This is a genomic window from Azoarcus sp. DD4 (assembly GCF_006496635.1).
Taxonomy (GTDB): Bacteria; Pseudomonadota; Gammaproteobacteria; order Burkholderiales; family Rhodocyclaceae; genus Azoarcus.
In genome coordinates this window covers 1,994,276-2,010,991 of sequence record NZ_CP022958.1, presented here as the reverse complement: position 1 = coordinate 2,010,991, position 16,716 = coordinate 1,994,276, and the positions used below count along the sequence as shown (strand labels likewise).

General features: G+C 67.3%; 14 protein-coding genes. 6 read left to right on the top strand and 8 right to left on the bottom strand.

What is annotated here, in order from left to right:
* Nucleotides 1-139: 139 nt before the first annotated feature.
* Complete coding sequence (gene rpmE / locus CJ010_RS09400) at nt 140-358, top strand: 50S ribosomal protein L31 (protein ID WP_141017791.1); 219 nt, start codon at nt 140-142, stop codon at nt 356-358.
* Between the two features lie 221 nt (nt 359-579).
* Complete coding sequence (locus tag CJ010_RS09395; protein ID WP_141017790.1) at nt 580-2,226, top strand: glycosyltransferase family 39 protein; 1,647 nt, start codon at nt 580-582, stop codon at nt 2,224-2,226.
* A 120-nt stretch (nt 2,227-2,346) separates the two neighbouring features.
* On the opposite strand, the gene orn is transcribed toward CJ010_RS09395, so the two are convergent.
* Nucleotides 2,347-2,895 (bottom strand): oligoribonuclease, encoded by a 549-nt coding sequence (gene orn / locus CJ010_RS09390; RefSeq protein ID WP_141017789.1) that lies wholly within the window; start codon nt 2,893-2,895, stop codon nt 2,347-2,349.
* A 171-nt stretch (nt 2,896-3,066) separates the two neighbouring features.
* Here orn and CJ010_RS09385 point away from each other — a divergent pair, with 171 nt between their 5' ends.
* Genes CJ010_RS09385 through rsgA form a run of 3 tightly spaced genes read left to right on the top strand, consistent with a single transcriptional unit; the run spans nt 3,067 to nt 5,583 of the window.
* A complete protein-coding gene (locus CJ010_RS09385; protein WP_141017788.1) occupies nt 3,067-4,320 on the top strand; it encodes a M48 family metallopeptidase in 1,254 nt (417 codons plus the stop codon).
* 19 nt (nt 4,321-4,339) lie between these two features.
* A complete protein-coding gene (locus CJ010_RS09380; RefSeq protein ID WP_141017787.1) occupies nt 4,340-4,657 on the top strand; it encodes a cytochrome c in 318 nt (105 codons plus the stop codon).
* Nucleotides 4,654-5,583: a ribosome small subunit-dependent GTPase A gene (gene rsgA / locus CJ010_RS09375; RefSeq protein ID WP_141017786.1), complete on the top strand. Its 930-nt coding sequence runs from the start codon at nt 4,654-4,656 to the stop codon at nt 5,581-5,583. The genes CJ010_RS09380 and rsgA overlap by 4 nt, the downstream gene beginning before the upstream one ends.
* A gap of 46 nt (nt 5,584-5,629) precedes the next feature.
* Here the strand turns inward: rsgA and CJ010_RS09370 are convergent, their stop codons facing one another.
* From CJ010_RS09370 to CJ010_RS09355, 4 genes are all read right to left on the bottom strand, one after another.
* Nucleotides 5,630-6,574, bottom strand: coding sequence for an alpha-E domain-containing protein (locus tag CJ010_RS09370; RefSeq protein ID WP_141017785.1), 945 nt, complete (start codon nt 6,572-6,574; stop codon nt 5,630-5,632).
* A 101-nt stretch (nt 6,575-6,675) separates the two neighbouring features.
* Complete coding sequence (locus tag CJ010_RS09365; RefSeq protein WP_141017784.1) at nt 6,676-8,094, bottom strand: circularly permuted type 2 ATP-grasp protein; 1,419 nt, start codon at nt 8,092-8,094, stop codon at nt 6,676-6,678.
* Between the two features lie 212 nt (nt 8,095-8,306).
* Entirely contained in the window at nt 8,307-9,218 is a 912-nt protein-coding gene (locus CJ010_RS09360) for an alpha/beta fold hydrolase (protein ID WP_141017783.1), read from the bottom strand.
* Nucleotides 9,219-9,353: 135 nt separating this feature from the next.
* A complete protein-coding gene (locus tag CJ010_RS09355) occupies nt 9,354-11,687 on the bottom strand; it encodes a DNA internalization-related competence protein ComEC/Rec2 (protein ID WP_240794542.1) in 2,334 nt (777 codons plus the stop codon).
* A 124-nt stretch (nt 11,688-11,811) separates the two neighbouring features.
* Between CJ010_RS09355 and CJ010_RS09350 the strand changes: the two genes are divergently transcribed.
* The gene (locus CJ010_RS09350; RefSeq protein WP_141017782.1) at nt 11,812-12,369 is read left to right on the top strand and encodes a DUF2062 domain-containing protein; all 558 of its coding nucleotides are present in this window, start codon (nt 11,812-11,814) and stop codon (nt 12,367-12,369) included.
* On the opposite strand, the gene lolD is transcribed toward CJ010_RS09350, so the two are convergent.
* The 3 genes from lolD to CJ010_RS09335 form a co-directional block, all read right to left on the bottom strand.
* Nucleotides 12,366-13,061 (bottom strand): lipoprotein-releasing ABC transporter ATP-binding protein LolD, encoded by a 696-nt coding sequence (gene lolD, locus CJ010_RS09345; RefSeq protein ID WP_141017781.1) that lies wholly within the window; start codon nt 13,059-13,061, stop codon nt 12,366-12,368. The genes CJ010_RS09350 and lolD overlap by 4 nt on opposite strands.
* Complete coding sequence (locus CJ010_RS09340) at nt 13,054-14,310, bottom strand: lipoprotein-releasing ABC transporter permease subunit (protein WP_141017780.1); 1,257 nt, start codon at nt 14,308-14,310, stop codon at nt 13,054-13,056. The genes lolD and CJ010_RS09340 overlap by 8 nt, the downstream gene beginning before the upstream one ends.
* A gap of 133 nt (nt 14,311-14,443) precedes the next feature.
* Nucleotides 14,444-16,648, bottom strand: coding sequence for a YgiQ family radical SAM protein (locus CJ010_RS09335; protein WP_141017779.1), 2,205 nt, complete (start codon nt 16,646-16,648; stop codon nt 14,444-14,446).
* Nucleotides 16,649-16,716 lie beyond the last annotated feature (68 nt).

Here is a 16,716-nt window from a genome sequence, read left to right as displayed (position 1 = left end):
CGTGGGCGAAGCGCGCAATTGTAGTCGATCGCCCGGCCGGCATCGCAGCGGTCTTGCGATGTTCTTTCCAGTCGGGGATAATTCCGCTCTTTCCACCCAGGGCGGCCACATTCACCGCCCGCTTGTACCAAGGACCATCATGAAAGCCGACATTCATCCGAAGTACGCCGAAGTGAGCGTGACCTGCTCCTGCGGCCACGTCTTCAAGACCCGCTCCACCCTGGGCAAGCCCGAACTGCACGTCGAAGTGTGCGCCGCCTGCCACCCCTTCTACACCGGCAAGCAGAAGATCGTCGACACCGCCGGCCGCGTCGAGCGCTTCCGCCAGAAGTACGGCAACGTCCAGCGTCTGGGCTGAGCCGGTGTCCGGCGCGGAGCTTCCTCCGCGCCCGGCACGGATCATCGGAAAAGGCAGCTGCGGCTGCCTTTTTGTTGCGTCGGCGCATCGCATCGACGCCTCAGCATCGCTAGAATCCAGCCCCCGGGGGGCCTGCACCGCCGCGCCAGACAAAGGCCGGCCCATCCGGGCGCCACCTTCCCGAACGCCAACGTCCTATCCGCGGAACGACCGGAACGCGCATGATCAGCAACCCGCCCCAAGCCTCCCTGCTGCAGCGAAGAATCTACGGCACGCTGGGCCTGAGCGTGCTGGTCGCGCTCTACCTGCTCGTCGGCCTGACCGGGCATGACCCCTGGCGTGGCGACGACGCCCGTTACTTCGGCCCCATCCATTCCATCCTGCAAGGTGAAGGCTGGCTCTTTCCGCGCATTGCCGGGGAGCCCTTCCCTGACTTCCCGCCGCTGTATTACTGGACAGCGGCGCTGCTCGCCACCGCATTCAAGTTCCTGCTGCCGGTCCACGACGGGGCCCGCCTTGCCAGCGCGCTGTTCACCGCGCTCGCCATCTACTGGATCGCCCGCGCGGCCGAGCGCCTGCACGGCCGGCCGGCCCGCACGCCCGCAGCCATGCTCATGCTCGGCTCTCTCGGACTGGTGCTTCACGCTCACGAAACCCAGCCAATGATCGCCTTGATGGCGATGCAGGCACTGGTACTGGCCGGTCTCGCCCGTGCTCCGCAGCAACCGCTGGTGGGTGGCGTACAGGCGGGCGTGGGCGGCATGCTGGCGGTGCTCGCCGGCGGCCTGACCGGCGCCCTGCTGACAATCCCGCTGTTTCCGCTGGCGCTGGCGCTGAGCCCTGATTGCCGCAATCCGCGCACCAGCGGTGGCCTGTTGATCGGGCTCAGCCTGGCGCTCGGCCTCGGCGCCCTCTGGCCGATCGCGGTGCATCTGACCACGCCGGAGATTTTCTCCCTGTGGCTGCGCGAGGAATGGCAGCAGCTCACCGCCGGCGCGCTGGCGTTCGACGACATCCACCGCCTGCTCGAACTGCTGGGCTGGTCCACCTGGCCGCTGTGGCCGATCGCGCTATGGGGGCTGTGGCGCGGTCGCAGGCAGATCACCCGGCTGCACTGGATGCTGCCGCTGTCGGCCGTGTTGCTGACCGCCCTGTGGCTTTATCTGTCGGGCGATCTTTCTCCAACCGCGGCGCTGCCGCTGATTCCTCCGGTCGCACTGCTCGCAGCGGGGGGCGCACCGACCTTGCGGCGCGGAGCCGCCAACGCATTCGACTGGTTCGCGGTGATGACCTTCGCCGTGTTCGCCATCCTGATCTGGATCGCCTGGACCGCCCAGGCCTTCACCTGGCCGCCGGGCCTCGCCCGCCACATCGCCAAGGTCACGCCGAATTTCGTGCTGCATGGCGGCCTGACACAGGCCCTGATCGCCGGCACCATCTGCGTGACCTGGTTCGTGCTGGTGTGGCGGCTGCCGCGGACAAGCTCGCGCGGACCGGCGAACTGGGCGCTCGGCATGACCATGATCTGGTGCCTGGCGGTGGTGCTGCTGATGCCCTGGTTCGATTACGGCCGCAGCTACCGTCCGGTTGCCCGTTCGCTGGCCCAGGCGCTCAACCGCCAGGCCGACGAATGCATCGCCACCACCGGCCTGCCCGACGCCGTCCGCAGTTCGCTGGACTACTACGCCGGCATCCGCAGCAGCCTGATCCGCGGCGACAGCACCACCTGCAGGCTGTTGCTCATGTACGAGGATCGCCGGCCGAGCGGCCAGAAGCCCGCGCCGGAGTGGCAGAGCATCTGGGAATATCGCCGCGGCGGCGGCAAGCAGCTCGAAACCTTCCGCCTCTACCGCCGCCAGCCTTCATGACCGACCGGCGCCCGCGCCGCATCGTCTGAGCGAAGCGGTACCGGCGGGTCGGGCACGACTGCGCAGCGAAACCACCACCGCGCCGGGCACCGACCCATCCCCACCGGTGCCCGGTTTCGCTCATGCAAGACGCAGGAAGTTGTCGCGGTAGTGGCGCAATTCACCGATGGATTCGTGAATGTCGGCGAGCGCCTCGTGCTTGCCCTTCTTCTCGACTCCCTTGTACACCTCCGGCCGCCAGCGCTTGGCGAGCTCCTTCAGGGTCGACACGTCGAGGTTGCGGTAATGGAACCAGGCCTCGAAGGCGGGCATGTAGCGCGCGAGGAAGCGGCGATCCTGGCACACCGAGTTGCCGCACATCGGCGAGGTCCGCGCCGGCACCCATTCCTGCAGGAAGGCCAGCATGCGCGCCTCGGCCTCCGCTTCCGACACGGTCGATGCGCGCACGCGGTCGATCAGGCCGGATTTGCCGTGGGTGTTCTTGTTCCAGTCGTCCATCGCGTCGAGCACCGCATCGGGCTGATGCACCGCGATCACCGGCGCCTCGGCAACAGTATTGAGCTGGCTGTCGGTGATCACGAGCGCGATCTCGATGATGCGGTCACGGTCCGGTTCCAGCCCGGTCATCTCCATGTCCAGCCATATCAGGTGATTCGGGTCCTGTGCCATAATCTTCAAGCCTTTCCAATGCGTTGGAGCGAAACATTCGAGGGCGGGATTGTGTCACAGAAAGGCCAGCGTCACGGCCGCTTCGGATGCTCCCCGCCCGGGGTTTTCCGCCGCTCCGCCCACCGCGGCCCCAAGACGCAGCACCCACGGCCACTACCCATTTTTTTCCTGATGACAGCCCAGTCCTTTGCCCTTCTATTCGCCGGCTTCCTGCTGCTCGGCGTTCTCGTCAGAAGCCTGCTGATGTTGCGTCAGATCAGGCACGTCGGCGAGTTCCGCCATCGCGTTCCGCCGGTCTTTGCCCACAGCATCAGCCTCGAATCCCATCAACGCGCGGCCGACTACACCGCAGCGCGGATGCGTCTCGGCATTGTCGATGCCGTGGTGGGCGCGCTGCTGGCGCTGGCACTCACGCTGGGCGGCGGACTGCAGGCGATCTACGATGCCTGGGCCGCAGTGTTCGCAGCCGGCGGCATCGCGCACGGCATCGCCCTGCTGGCCACTCTGGCGGTGGTGAGCTGGCTGGTGGAGCTGCCGTTCGGTCTCTACCGGACCTTCGTCGTCGAGAAGCGCTTCGGCTTCAATCGCATGACGCCGGCGCTGTTCATCGCCGACACCGCCAAGGGCAGCGTGATCGCCACCGCCGTCGGCCTGCCGGTACTGGCGGCCGTGCTGTGGCTGATGGGCGCGATGGGGAGCTACTGGTGGCTGTGGGTGTGGGCCGTCTGGCTGGTCTTCAACCTGCTCGTGCTGCTGGTGTGGCCCACTTTCATCGCGCCCCTGTTCAACAAGTTCACCCCGCTGGCGGACGAAGCGCTCAAGGCCCGCGTCGAAGCCCTGCTCGCACGTTGCGGATTCCAGTCCAAGGGCCTTTTCGTGATGGACGGATCGAAGCGCTCGGCGCACGGCAACGCCTACTTCACCGGCTTCGGCGCGTCCAAGCGCATCGTCTTCTTCGACACCCTGCTGGCCAAGCTGGAGCCGGCCGAGGTGGAAGCGGTGCTCGCACACGAGCTCGGCCACTTCCGCCATCGCCACATCACCAAGCGGCTTGCGGTACTCGCGCCGGGTGCGCTCGTGCTGTTCGCCCTGCTCGGCTGGCTCATGCAGACACCCTGGTTCTATGCCGGACTGGGCATGGCGAGCGGCGGCACGGCGGTCGCGCTGGCGCTGTTCTCGCTCGCCCTGCCGGCCTTCACCTTCCCGCTGTCGCCCATCGCCAGCCATTGGTCGCGACTGCACGAGTTCGAGGCCGACCGCTACGCTGCCAGCCAGACCCGCGCCGACGACCTGGTTGCTGCGTTGGTCAAGCTGTATCGCGACAACGCCGCCACATTGACGCCCGACCCTTTGTATTCGCGCTTTTTCGATTCGCACCCGCCGGCGGCGATCCGCATCGCGCGCCTGCAGGGCCTGCCAGCCTGAGTCATCGCCGGAGGACGACATGCGCCCGCACATCCCCGCCACACTTGCCCTGCTCGCCACGTTGAGCACCGTGGCCAGTGCCGATCCCTTCCCGCAGGCCGATATCGCCGCCGGGCAGAAGCTGCACGCGGAGAATTGCGTGAGCTGCCATGCCCGCAACTTCGGCGGCGAGGACGCCGCCGCCATCTACACCCGCGCCGACCGGAGGGTGACGAGCGCTGCCGCGCTCAGCCGCCAGATCAGCTTCTGCACCACCCAGCTTCAACTCCAATTATTCCCGGAAGACGAGCTCAACCTCGCCGGCTATCTGAATCAGCGCTACTACAAGTTCAAGTGAAGCCGCACGGAAAAAAGCAACAGCCCACCCTCACCGGCACCATCACCGCCGCCTTCGGCCGCCACTACGAGGTAGAGACCGCACAAGGCCGGATGCAGTGCTATCCGCGCGGGAAAAAGAGCGTGTTCGCATGCGGCGACGAAGTCGACGTGCTGCCCGGCGGCGACGGCCAGGGGGCGATCGAACACCTGCATCCGCGTCGCAGCCTGCTGTGGCGCTCCGACGCCTTCCGCGAAAAGCTGATCGCAGCCAACCTCACCCACGTCGCCATCGTCGTCGCCACCGAGCCGGGGTTCTCGGACCTGCTTCTGTCGCGCTGCATTGCGGCTGCCGAACAGCAGGACATCACGCCGCTGATCGTGCTCAACAAGGCCGACCTCACCGACAGGCTGGAAGCGGCCCGCGCCCAGCTCGCGCCATTCGCCGCGCTCGGCTACGAGATCGTCGAACTCAGCGCGCTCGACAACGCCGAACTGCTGCGCGACACGCTCGCGGAACGCCACAGCATCCTGGTCGGGCAGTCCGGCATGGGTAAATCCACGCTCACCAACGCGCTGATACCCGAAGCCAACGCCGCCACCCGGGAAATCTCGACGGCGCTCGATACCGGCAAGCACACCACCACCTTCGCCCGCCTCTACCCGCTGGGCCCAAATGGGCACAAGACGGGCTGGCTGATCGACAGCCCCGGCCTGCAGGCCTTCGGACTGGCGCATCTCTCTGCGGAAGAACTGGCCGAGAGCTTCATCGAGTTCCGCCCGCATCTGGGTCGTTGCCGCTTCCGCGACTGCCGCCACGAGAGCGAACCCGGCTGCGCGCTGCAGGCCGCGCTGGCCAGCGGAGCCATCCATCCGCGCCGCTTCGAACACTACCGCACGATACGGGAAGAGATCGCGACCGCCCGTAAACTGAATCCGGGCTGGTAAGCCTGCGCCTGCCAGCCCGGACGCGGCCCCTCCGCGACGGTGCCGCTCAGGACACCGGCACGAGGAAGTCGTCCGCGATGCGGTTGCCGAGATCCTGTACCCGCGTCAGCAGGCGCGTCACGTAGTTGTGCAGGCCGCCGCGCACGATGTCCTCGACGCGCGAGAAGCGCAGCTGCGCCTCGAGCTCGCCGGCCTGGCGCTCGGTTTCGGCCGACTGCGCGTTCGACACCCGCTGCAGGTTGCTGTAGACCTCCTTCAAGCAACGTGCGAGCGAGCGCGGCATGTCCACCCGCAGCAGCAGCAGTTCTGCCACCCGTGCCGGCGTGATCAGATCGCGATAGACCTTGCGGTACACCTCGAAGGCGGACACCGAGCGCAGCAGCGCGCTCCACTGATAGTAGTCGGCCGCGCCGCCTTCGACCTCGCCGGCCGGCAGCAGCAGCTGGTACTTCACGTCGAGGATGCGCGCGGTGTTGTCCGCCCGCTCCAGGAAGGTGCCGATGCGGATGAAGCGCAACGCCTCGTCCTGCAGCATGGTGCCGATGGTAACGCCACGCGAGAGGTGCGAGCGGTACTTGACCCACTCGAAGAACTCGCTGGCGCCGACGTCGGCGAACTCTTCCGGCGTGAAGTCGCGCATCTTCAACCACGTACCGTTGGTGGTTTCCCACAGCTCGGAGGTCAGCGTGCCACGCACCGCGTGGGCGTTTTCGCGTGCGGCGCGCAGGCAGTTGCGGATGCTGGACAGGTTGTCCGGGTCGAAGATCATGAACTCCAGCACGTTGTCGGGCGTGATCTCCGCGTGTCGCTGATGGAAGGCGGCTTCCAGGCCCATGATGCGTAACGTGGCACCCCAGGCCTGCTCTTCCTGCGCGGGGGACTGCGGCATCATCGACATGCGGTGGTTCACATCGAGGATACGGGCGATGTTCTCGGCCCGTTCCATGTAGCGGGCCATCCAGTAAAGGTGATCGGCGGTACGGCTCAGCATGTTGTTTTCCTCTTGGTCCTGCTTGTATGTGCCCCACCCGCTGCGCGGTCGCCCCCCAAGGGGGCTGAGTGACCGTCTTGGGGCAGCCCGGCGACAGTAACTCAGGCTTCCAGCACCCAGGTGTCCTTGGTGCCGCCCCCCTGGGACGAATTCACCACCAGCGAACCCTCGCGCAACGCGACCCGCGTCAGGCCGCCGGGGATCAGCTGGATCTCCTCGCCCGACAGCACGAAGGGCCGCAGGTCGATGTGGCGTGGCGCAATGCCGGCATCGACGAAGGTAGGGCAGGCCGACAACGCCAGCGTGGGCTGGGCGATGTAGCGCTCGGGGTGCTTGACCAGGACCTCGCGGAAGGCCTCGATCTCGGCCTTGGTCGAAGCCGGACCGACCAGCATGCCGTAGCCGCCGGCACCATGGACCTCCTTCACGACCAACTCGGGCAGGTGATCCAGCACGTAGGCCAGATCGTCCTTCTTGCGGCACATGTGGGTCGGCACGTTGTGCAGGATGGGTTCCTCGCCGAGGTAGAAGCGGATCATGTCCGGCACGTAGGGATAGATGGACTTGTCGTCCGCCACACCGCTGCCGATCGCGTTGGACAGCGTCACCCGGCCGGCTTGGTAGGCCTTGAGGATGCCGGGCACGCCCAGCACCGAGTCGGAGCGAAAAGCCTGCGGATCGAGGAAGTCGTCGTCCACCCGGCGATAGATCACGTCCACCCGCTGCGGACCCTGGGTGGTACGCATGTAGACCTGCTCGTCCTTGACGAACATGTCCTGGCCTTCGACCAGTTCCACCCCCATCTGCTGGGCGAGGAAGGCATGCTCGAAGTAGGCGCTGTTGTAAGCGCCCGGGGTCAGCACCACCACGGTAGGATCGGTCACGCCGGTCGGTGCCACGCTGCGCAGCGTCTTCAGCAGCATGTCAGGATAACGGTCGACCGGCGCGACCCGGTAGCGCGAGAACAGGCGCGGGAAGAGCCGCATCATCATCTTGCGGTTCTCCAGCATGTAGGACACGCCGGACGGCACCCGCAGGTTGTCTTCGAGCACGTAGAACTCGCCGGCGCCGGCACGCACGATGTCGACACCGGCAATGTGCGCATAGATGTTTCGCGGCACGTTCACGCCCTGCATCACCTTGCGGTACTGCGCGTTGTTGAGCACCTGCTCGGCCGGGATCTTGCCCGCCTTGAGGATCTCCTGATCGTGGTAGATGTCGTGGATGAAGAGGTTGAGAGCCTTGACCCGCTGCTTCAGGCCCGCGGCAAGATCAGCCCACTCGTTGGCCGGAATGATGCGCGGAATGATGTCGAAAGGAATCAGGCGCTCGGTGCCCGCCCCCTCGCCATACACCGCAAAGGTGATGCCATAACGGTGAAACAGTGCATCCGCCTCGGCCCGCTTCTGCGCCAGCCTCTCTTCCGGCATTTCGGACAGCCACGCGGCATACGATGCATAGTGCGGCCTCACCCGCCCCGCATCGTCGGTCATCTCGTTGTAGAAGTTCTTGATGGTCATGGCGCCAAGCCCGCCTTTCTTGTGATGGATCCGGATAAAACCCAAACAGCGAAAAACATGCCAGCCACCGGCAAACACTTATCCACGGTCGGATGGCGGTTTTTCTTTCAACATAGCACCACCTTGGTGCATAAGGATCATCCAAATCCGGCGCATGGTGCATCCGGAATGTTTCTGCACCAATCTGTCGCGCCCAAGCCTGCAAACCGCGCTCAAGCTTCGAGCAGGAAATCGCGCACCACCGCAATCTGGCCAGGGTCCATCAGCATGGGCGCATGGCCCACCCCGGGGAATTCGACCGTCCGTGCCCGCGGTCCGCGCTCGGCCATCGCGCTCAGCGTGGCCGGTTCCAGCAGGTCGGATTCCGCACCGCGCAGCGCCAGCGTCGGACAATGGACGTGGTCGTAGACCTCCCACAGGCTGACGTCGAGCAACAAGGGCGTCTGGCGGAAGACTTCGCCGATGCCGGGGTCGTAGATCATCGCAAAGCCGCCTTCGACCGGGCGCACGGCATAGCGCGTCAGATGGCGCCACTGGGCGTCGGATAGCGGCCCGAAAGGCGCGCTCACCTCACGGATGTAAGCCTCGGCCGCCTCCATGCTGGGAAAGCGCGGCGCGGTACCGACGTACTGACCAATGCGGCGCAGCGATGCGGCGGTGATGACCGGGCCAACGTCGTTGAGCACCAGGCGGGTAACGGGTGTGTGGGGCTGGCTGGCGATGAGCATGCCGATGATGCCGCCCATGGAGGTGCCGACCCAATGCACCGTCGGCACGCCCAGCCGCGCGATCAGGGTGATCATGTCGGCTACGTAGAGCGGAAAGCCGTAGTCGGCCTTCACCCCCAGCCAGTCGCTGCGGCCGCGGCCGACCACGTCGGGACAGATGACCCGGTAGTGCGAGGACAGCGCACGGGCGAGATCGTCGAAATCGCGACCGTTGCGGGTAAGGCCATGCACGCACACCACCACCCTGGGATTGTCCGGATCACCCCATTCGGTATATGCCATCCGGTGCAGACCGTGCGGCCCTATGCACTGGACGGAGCGCTCACGCAGACCGAAGTCACGCGGCAGCACTGGCTCGGGTTGCAACAGGCGACGCAAGGCGGAAAGCAGACTCATGGCGGCTCACGGCGGCTGGTCGATGACGAGTGCGAGTCTAGCACCGCGCCATTCCGACCGTCCCGCGCGCATGAACGCCCACCCCGCAGCCGGTCGCCCCCGTACCTTAGGCATAGCCCGGCGGCGCCGGGTGGATCAGCGGCCATGCCAGTAGCGCGGCGCGCGCTCGCGCACCGCGGCGAGTCCGGCACCATTGTTGTCGATGAGGATCTCGACCGCCCCCTGGCTGTCGGTGCGCCAGTTGCGCGCGCCGGCTTCCGCCCAGCGCGCCCACACCGCCGGATGGGGATGGCCGAAGGGGTTGCGGTAACCGACCGAGAACACCACCGCCTCGGGCAGTACCGCATCGACGAAGGCCGGTGAGGACGAGCTGCGACTGCCGTGATGGGCCGCTACCACGACCGAACTCGCCAGGCGTTCCGGCGTGCGGGCGAGCAGTCCGGCTTCGCCGCGATGCTCGATATCGCCGACCAGCAGCAGGGAGCCGCCCCCGGCCTCGATGCGGATCACGCAGGAATCGTCGTTGTTGCGCCGCGCCGGCGGCAGCCCCGCGACCGGATGCAGGACTTCGAAGCGCACGCCGTCCCAGTCCCATGTCGTCCCGGCGGCGCACACTTGGGCAGGCAGATGGCCCGCCACCGCCAGCATGCCCGGCTCGCCTGCCATGACGGAGTCCACCGCCAAACCTTCGAGCACGCTGCCTGTCCCGCCGACATGATCGGCATCGTCGTGCGACAAAACCAAGCGATGCAGCCGCCCGACACCGTTCGCCGCGAGATGCGGCAGCACCACCCGGCCGCCGGCGTCCGCCAGCGGTCCATAGGGCGGCCCGGCGTCGTACAACAGGTCGTGTGTGGCGGTCTGGACATGCACCGCCAGGCCGTTGCCGACGTCGAGCACGGTGGCACGCAAACTGCCAGCCTGCGGCCGCGGTGCCGGCCACCACAACAGCCCGGCGAGTACCACCAGCGCCGCTGGTTTGCCCGGCGTGGCCCGCGGCAAGAGCAGCAGCAGGGTCGCCACGACCCCGGCCAGGGTCAGCCACGCAGGTATGGCCGCCTGCTGCCACAGTGCAAAGGGGGACGCCGCCAGCCACTCCATCACCTGCATCATCGCACTCGTCAGCCAGTGCGCCAGATGAAGTACCGCATCGAGCGGCAGCAGCATCGCCAGCAGGGCGAGCGGCGTGACCACGAAGCTCACCAGCGGAATCGCCAGCGCATTGGCCAGCGGCGACACCAGCGAGAAAGACTGGAACAGCGCCAGCAGCACCGGCAGCGTCGCCACGGTAATGCCCAGTTGCACGCGGACGGCGGCCCGCCAGCCGCCCGCCGCACCGATGCGCCCGCCGAGCAGGAAGAGGATGACCGCGACCGCGCCGAAGGACAGCCAGAAGCCGGCCGACAACACGCCCCAGGGATCGACCACCAGCACGCCCAGCAGCGCAAGCGCCAGCACCCGGCTCGGTGCCGGCTCGCGACCGAACAAGAGCGCAGCCGCCACGACCGCCAGCATGATCAGCGCCCGCTGTACCGGAATGCCCATGCCGGCCAGCAAGGCATAGGCGAGCGCCGCCAGCACGGCCGCAAGGGCCCCTGCCCGGCGGGCCGGCAGCCGCAGCACAAGTGCCGGAACACGTCGCCAGACGAAGGCCAGCGCGCCACCGACCACCAGTGCGACAAAGGACACATGCATGCCGGAGATGGAGACCAGATGCGAAATTCCGGTGCGGCGGAATACCTCCCATTGTGCGGAAGGAATCGCACGCTGATCGCCCACAGTCAGCGCCACCAGCACGCCTGCATAGGGGGCCTCGCCCAGCACTGCAAGAAAACGGTCGCGGATGTCGGCGCGCAGGCGATGCACCGCGGCCATGAGACCGCCCTCGCCCACCGCCAGCCTTTCGGGTGGCGGCGCCGCACGTACATAGCCGGTGGCACGCAGGCCACGCTCCAGCAGCCAGGCCTCGTAGTCGAAGCCGTGAGGATTGGCGAAGCCGTGCGGCCGCTTCAGCCGCAGCGTCATCTGCCAGCGTTCGCCGGCCTCGAGTTGCGGTATGGTCGCCTCTTCGTCGCGGCCGCGATACCAGGACACCAGCACCAGGCGCGGGACCGGCGCATCCGCGCGCTCGATCTGCAAGACGAAGCGCACGCCTTCGCTCATCGGCTGCGGCAGGTCCGCCACCACCCCCTCGACGAGCACGTCCTGCCCCTCCCAGCCCATGGGCAGCGCATCGGCCAGCCGCCAATGCGCGCGCATGCCCGCCCAGGCGAAGCCGGCGAGCAAGGCCGCCAGGCCGAGCGCAAGCAGGCCGATGTAACGAACCCGCCCGGATGCGCTGCGCAGACGAAACGCAAGCGCAACACCGAGGGTCAACGGCAGCATCAACCCGAGCAACGTGGCCTCGGCGGGCAGATCCGGCTGGCGCTGCAGCGCCCAGACCCCGGCCGCGAACATGAAAATTGACATCAGCATAATCCGGAATCATGCACGGCGGGCCGCTACGGCGGCAAGCGGAACCCGTCGCCCGCCGCTGGGCTAGAATTCGCCGAGGACGCGCCGGCCGCCCTTCCGCGTCGCAAGCCTGGAGACCATGCGCAAAGCACTGAAGCGATTCCTGCCCAAGCACGAGACAGTGAGCGAAAACCGCTGGCTGCGCCCGTTCGCCAACACCTTGCTGCATCCGCGCCTGTGGCACCTCAACCGCCATTCGGCGGCGGGTGCGGTGGCGGTGGGGCTGTTTTGCGGCCTGGTACCCGGCCCCTTCCAGATGCCGAGTTCGGCGCTGTGCTGTGTGGTTTTCCGGGTGAATCTGCCGCTTGCCCTGCTCACCACGCTCTACACCAATCCGCTGACCCTGGTGCCGCTCTACATCCTCGCCTTCAACATCGGCGCCTGGGTGCTGGGCGGGCAGCACACCTTCACCGCGCCGCCCGAGATGAGCGGCATGGACCTCGGTGGCTGGATAGTGGCGCTGGGGGGCTGGATGGTGGATCTGGGCAAGCCGCTGGCGCTCGGCCTGGTGCTGCTGGCGGCGACGCTGTCGCTGGCCGGCTACGTCGGCGTCAAGGCGGTCTGGCGCTGGTGGCTGATACGCCACTGGCGCCGCCGCGGCGCGCGGCGCAAGGCCGCGCCTCCTGCCTCGAACTAGACCAGCAGGCCGTCCTGCAGGCGCAGGGTGCGTTGCACCCGGCGGGCCAGCGCCTCGTCGTGAGTGACGATGACGAAGCTGGTGGCGTGGCGCTCGTTGAGCGAGAGCATCAGGTCGAACACGCTCTCGGCGGTGCGGCGGTCGAGATTGCCGGTGGGCTCGTCGGCCAGCACGCAGGCCGGCTGCGTCACCAGCGCGCGCGCGATCGCGGCGCGCTGGCGCTCGCCGCCGGAGAGTTCGCCCGGCGTGTGATCCAGCCGGTGACCCAGCCCGACTTCATGCAGCATCGCCGACGCCTTTTCGTCGGCCGCTGCCTTGTCCATGCGGCGGATGTAGAGCGGCATGGCCACGTTCTCCAGCGCGGTGAATTCCGGCAGCAGGTGGTGGAACTGGTAGACGAAGCCCAGCGCGGCATTGCGCAGATTGCCGCGCGCCGCATCCGACAGCCGGGAGAAGTCCTGCCCCATCAGGCTCACCTTGCCGGCCGTCGGCACGTCCAGCCCGCCCAGCAGATGCAGCAGCGTGCTCTTGCCGGAACCCGAGGCGCCGACGATGGCGAGCCGCTCGCCGCGCGCCACCGACAGGCTGACGCCCTGCCCTTCGCCATTGCCGCCCAACACCCGCAGGGCGTCGGCGCCTTCGCGGAACTGCTTCTGCAAGCCCTCGCAGGCGAGTACGGTCAGCTCACTCATAACGCAGCGCCTCCGCCGGATTCACCTTGGATGCCCGCCAGCTTGGGTAGAGTGCGGCGAGCAGGGTCAGCACGAAGGAGACAGTCAGGATGGTCACCACGTCGCTCATCAGCACCTTCGAGGGCAGCTCGTTGATGTAATAGATTTCCTTGTTCCACAGCGTGGCGCCGGTGATCGCCTCCAGCGCCGGGATCACCACGTCGAGGTTGTGCGCGATCGCCAGCCCGCCGACCACGCCGGCCACCAGCCCGACCAGGCCGATGATGGAGCCCTGCAGCACGAAGATCGCCATGATCGAACCCGGACTCGCCCCCAGCGTACGCAGGATGGCGATGTCGGCGTATTTCTCCTGCACCGCCATCACCAGGGTCGACACGATGTTGAACGCGGCCACGCCGACGATGAGGAAGAGGATCAGCGTCATCATGGTTTTCTCGAGCGCCACCGCTCGGAAGAAGTTGGCGTGGCTGCGGGTCCAGTCGGAAATCATGGCGTTGGGCTGCTCGATGTAGCCCACCAGTTCGCGCGCCACCCGCGGCGCGGCGAAGAGGTCGTCGAGCTTGAGGCGCACGCCGGTCACGCCGTCGCCCATGCGATAGAGCGCCTGGGCGTCCGCCATGTGCACCAGCGCCAGGCCGGAGTCGTATTCGTACATGCCGGCCTCGAAGATGCCGACCACCTCGAACTGCTTGACCCGCGGCAGCACCGCCGCCGGCGTCACCAGGCCCTGCGGCGCGATCAGGGTGACCTTGTCGCCCAGATGCACCCGCAGGCTCATCGCCAGATCGCGGCCGAGCACGATGCCGAAGCGGCCGGCCTGCAGCGCATCCAGGCTGCCCGCCTTCATGTAGCGGCCGAAGTCGGCGACCTTGTCCTCGACGGCGGGGATCACGCCGCGCACCAGCGTCCCGCGCACCACCTCGTCGAAGGAGAGCATGCCCTGCTCCTGGATGAAGGGCGCCGCCGCCTTCACCGACGGATGACGACCGGCTTCGTCCGCCACCTGCTGCCACGATGGCAGTTCGCCTTCCAGCCCCTGCACCACCACGTGCGAAGCCACGCCGAGGATGCGGGTGCGCAACTCCTCCTGGAAGCCGTTCATCACCGACAGCACGACGATGAGCGCGGCCACGCCGAGCGCGATGCCCAGCATGGAGACCAGCGAGATGAAGGAGATGAAGCGGTTGCGGCCTTGCGCACGCTTGCGCGAGCGGGTGTAGCGCAGGCCGACGAGGAATTCGTAACGCATCAGGTATGAGGGCGGCAGGAGACCGGCAAAGCGGCAAGCCCGGCATTGTGCCGTCTAGCCATGTCGATTGGGAGGGCGAAAACGCTTCGAGTTGATTCGGAGCGGGAATTACCCCCGCCCCGACGCTGCAATCTCAACCCCGCGCACCGCGCCGGTTCGGAGCCGGTTTGCGCGCTGCAGGTAACGCCGGCCGGCCGCGACCTTCCGCCGGCTTCCCGGCAGGCGCGCTCGTTCTGCCGCGTTGCGACTGGCCGCGTGGTGTCGCGCCCCGCCCCGCAGGCGCGGCCGCGGCGGCCGGCTGCTGGCGCGGCACCAGGCAGTCGGGGCCGTTGCCGATCAGGTCGGCACGGCCCATGCGCATCAGCGCCTCGCGCAGCATCGGCCAGTTCTCCGGGTCGTGCCAGCGCAGGAAAGCCTTGTGCAGGCGGCGCAGTTTGCCGGTGCGCACGGTGTCCACCGCCTCGGAATCGGCGCTCACTTTTTTTAGCGGATTCTTGCGGGTGTGGTACATCGCGGTGGCGAGCGCCATCGGCGTCGGCAGGAAGGTCTGCACCTGGTCGAGGCGGAAGTCGTTTGCCTTCAGCCACAGCGACAGGTTGAGCATGTCTTCGTCGGTGGTGCCGGGGTGAGCGGCGATGAAGTAAGGCACCAAGTGCTGCTTCTTGCCGGCTTCCTTCGAGTACTTCTCGAACAGCTTGCGGAAGGCCTCGTAGGCGCCCATGCCCGGCTTCATCATCTTGGAGAGCGGGCCTTCCTCGCTGTGCTCGGGCGCGATCTTCAACAGGCCGCTGACGTGGTGGGTCACCAGCTCCTTTACGTATTCCGGCGAGCGGACCGCGAGGTCGTAACGCAGGCCGGAACCGATGGTGATGCGCTTGATGCCGGGCAGCGCGCGCGCCTTGCGGTAGATCTGGATCAGCGGGCCGTGGTCGGTGCCGAGGTTCTCGCAGATGCCGGGATAGACGCAGGACAGCCGGCGGCAGGACTGCTCGATCTTGGGGTCCTTGCACGCCATCCGGTACATGTTGGCGGTGGGGCCGCCGAGGTCCGAGATATGGCCCTTGAAGTCCGGCGACTTGTCGCGGATTTCCTCGATCTCGCGCAGGATGGATTGTTCCGACCGGCTCTGGATGATGCGGCCCTCGTGCTCGGTGATCGAGCAGAAGGTACAGCCGCCGAAGCAGCCGCGCATGATGTTCACCGAGAACTTGATCATGTCCCAGGCCGGAATGCGCGCGCCCTTGTAGGCCGGATGTGGCTGGCGCGCATAGGGCAGGCCGTAGACGAAGTCCATCTCCGGCGTGGTCAGCGGCAGCGGCGGAGGGTTGAGCCAGACCTCGCGTGCGCCCGGCCCTTCGCCGTGGCGCTGCACCAGCGCACGCGCGTTGCCGGGGTTGGATTCGAGGTGGAACACACGCGAGGCGTGGGCGTACAGCACCGCGTCGTCCTTCACGGCTTCATAGGCAGGCAGGCGCACCACGGTGTGCTCCCGTGCCGCGCGCCGGGCCGCGACGCGTTCAGCCGCCGGCACGATGCGCACCGGCTGGGCGCCGTCGGCGGCGGGCTGCATCGCGCTGCCCTGCGGCTCCATCGCGTAGGGATCGGCATGGCTGTCGATGCGGCCCGGCTTGTCGAGCGCGAGCGAATCGATCTCGACCCAGCCTTCCGGCCGCCAGCCCGGCTTGGCCATGAAGGCGGTGCCGCGCAGGTCGCGGATGGATTCGATCGGTTCGCCCGCCGCCAGTCGCTGGGTCAGCGCCACCAGCGCGCGCTCGGCATTGCCGAACAACAGGATGTCGGCCTTGGAGTCCGGCAGCACCGAGCGCCGCACCTTGTCCGACCAGTAGTCGTAGTGGGCGATGCGGCGCAACGAAGCCTCGATGCTGCCGATCACCACGTTGGCGTCGGGATAGGCTTCGCGGGCGCGCTGGGCATACACGGTGAGCGCGCGGTCCGGCCGCTTGTTGGCTTCGGCGTTGGGCGTGTAGGCGTCGTCGGAGCGGATCTTGCGGTCGGAGGTGTAGCGGTTGACCATCGAATCCATGTTGCCCGCGGTGATGCCGAAGTACAGCCGCGGCTTGCCGAGCGCGCGGAAGGGCTCGGCCGAATGCCAGTCGGGCTGACTGATGATGCCGACGCGAAAGCCGTGGGCTTCGAGCAGGCGGCCGACCAGCGCCATGCCGAAGCTCGGGTGGTCGATATAGGCGTCACCGGTCACCAGGATGACGTCGCAGGCGTCCCAGCCGAGCTTGTCCATCTCGGCGCGCGAGGTCGGCAGAAAAGGGGCTGACCGACGCGGCGAGGCGCCGGCCGGCAATATCGTAGGCACTGCATTCATGATGGCCGCCATTGTAGCCGCCCGCGCCGCCCAAGCCCCGGTAAACACTAACTTTTTTTCCGTGGGGT

Coding starts and splice junctions, on each gene's coding strand:
- CJ010_RS09360 (WP_141017783.1), bottom strand. CDS start 9,218: ATGAGTCTGCTTTCCGCCTTGCGTCGCCTGTTGCAACCCGAGCCAGTG.
- lolD (WP_141017781.1), bottom strand. CDS start 13,061: ATGAGTGAGCTGACCGTACTCGCCTGCGAGGGCTTGCAGAAGCAGTTC.
- CJ010_RS09340 (WP_141017780.1), bottom strand. CDS start 14,310: ATGCGTTACGAATTCCTCGTCGGCCTGCGCTACACCCGCTCGCGCAAG.
- CJ010_RS09365 (WP_141017784.1), bottom strand. CDS start 8,094: ATGACCATCAAGAACTTCTACAACGAGATGACCGACGATGCGGGGCGG.
- CJ010_RS09370 (WP_141017785.1), bottom strand. CDS start 6,574: ATGCTGAGCCGTACCGCCGATCACCTTTACTGGATGGCCCGCTACATG.
- CJ010_RS09335 (WP_141017779.1), bottom strand. CDS start 16,648: ATGAATGCAGTGCCTACGATATTGCCGGCCGGCGCCTCGCCGCGTCGG.
- CJ010_RS09385 (WP_141017788.1), top strand. CDS start 3,067: ATGACAGCCCAGTCCTTTGCCCTTCTATTCGCCGGCTTCCTGCTGCTC.
- rpmE (WP_141017791.1), top strand. CDS start 140: ATGAAAGCCGACATTCATCCGAAGTACGCCGAAGTGAGCGTGACCTGC.
- CJ010_RS09350 (WP_141017782.1), top strand. CDS start 11,812: ATGCGCAAAGCACTGAAGCGATTCCTGCCCAAGCACGAGACAGTGAGC.
- CJ010_RS09355 (WP_240794542.1), bottom strand. CDS start 11,687: ATGTCAATTTTCATGTTCGCGGCCGGGGTCTGGGCGCTGCAGCGCCAG.
- CJ010_RS09395 (WP_141017790.1), top strand. CDS start 580: ATGATCAGCAACCCGCCCCAAGCCTCCCTGCTGCAGCGAAGAATCTAC.
- CJ010_RS09380 (WP_141017787.1), top strand. CDS start 4,340: ATGCGCCCGCACATCCCCGCCACACTTGCCCTGCTCGCCACGTTGAGC.
- orn (WP_141017789.1), bottom strand. CDS start 2,895: ATGGCACAGGACCCGAATCACCTGATATGGCTGGACATGGAGATGACC.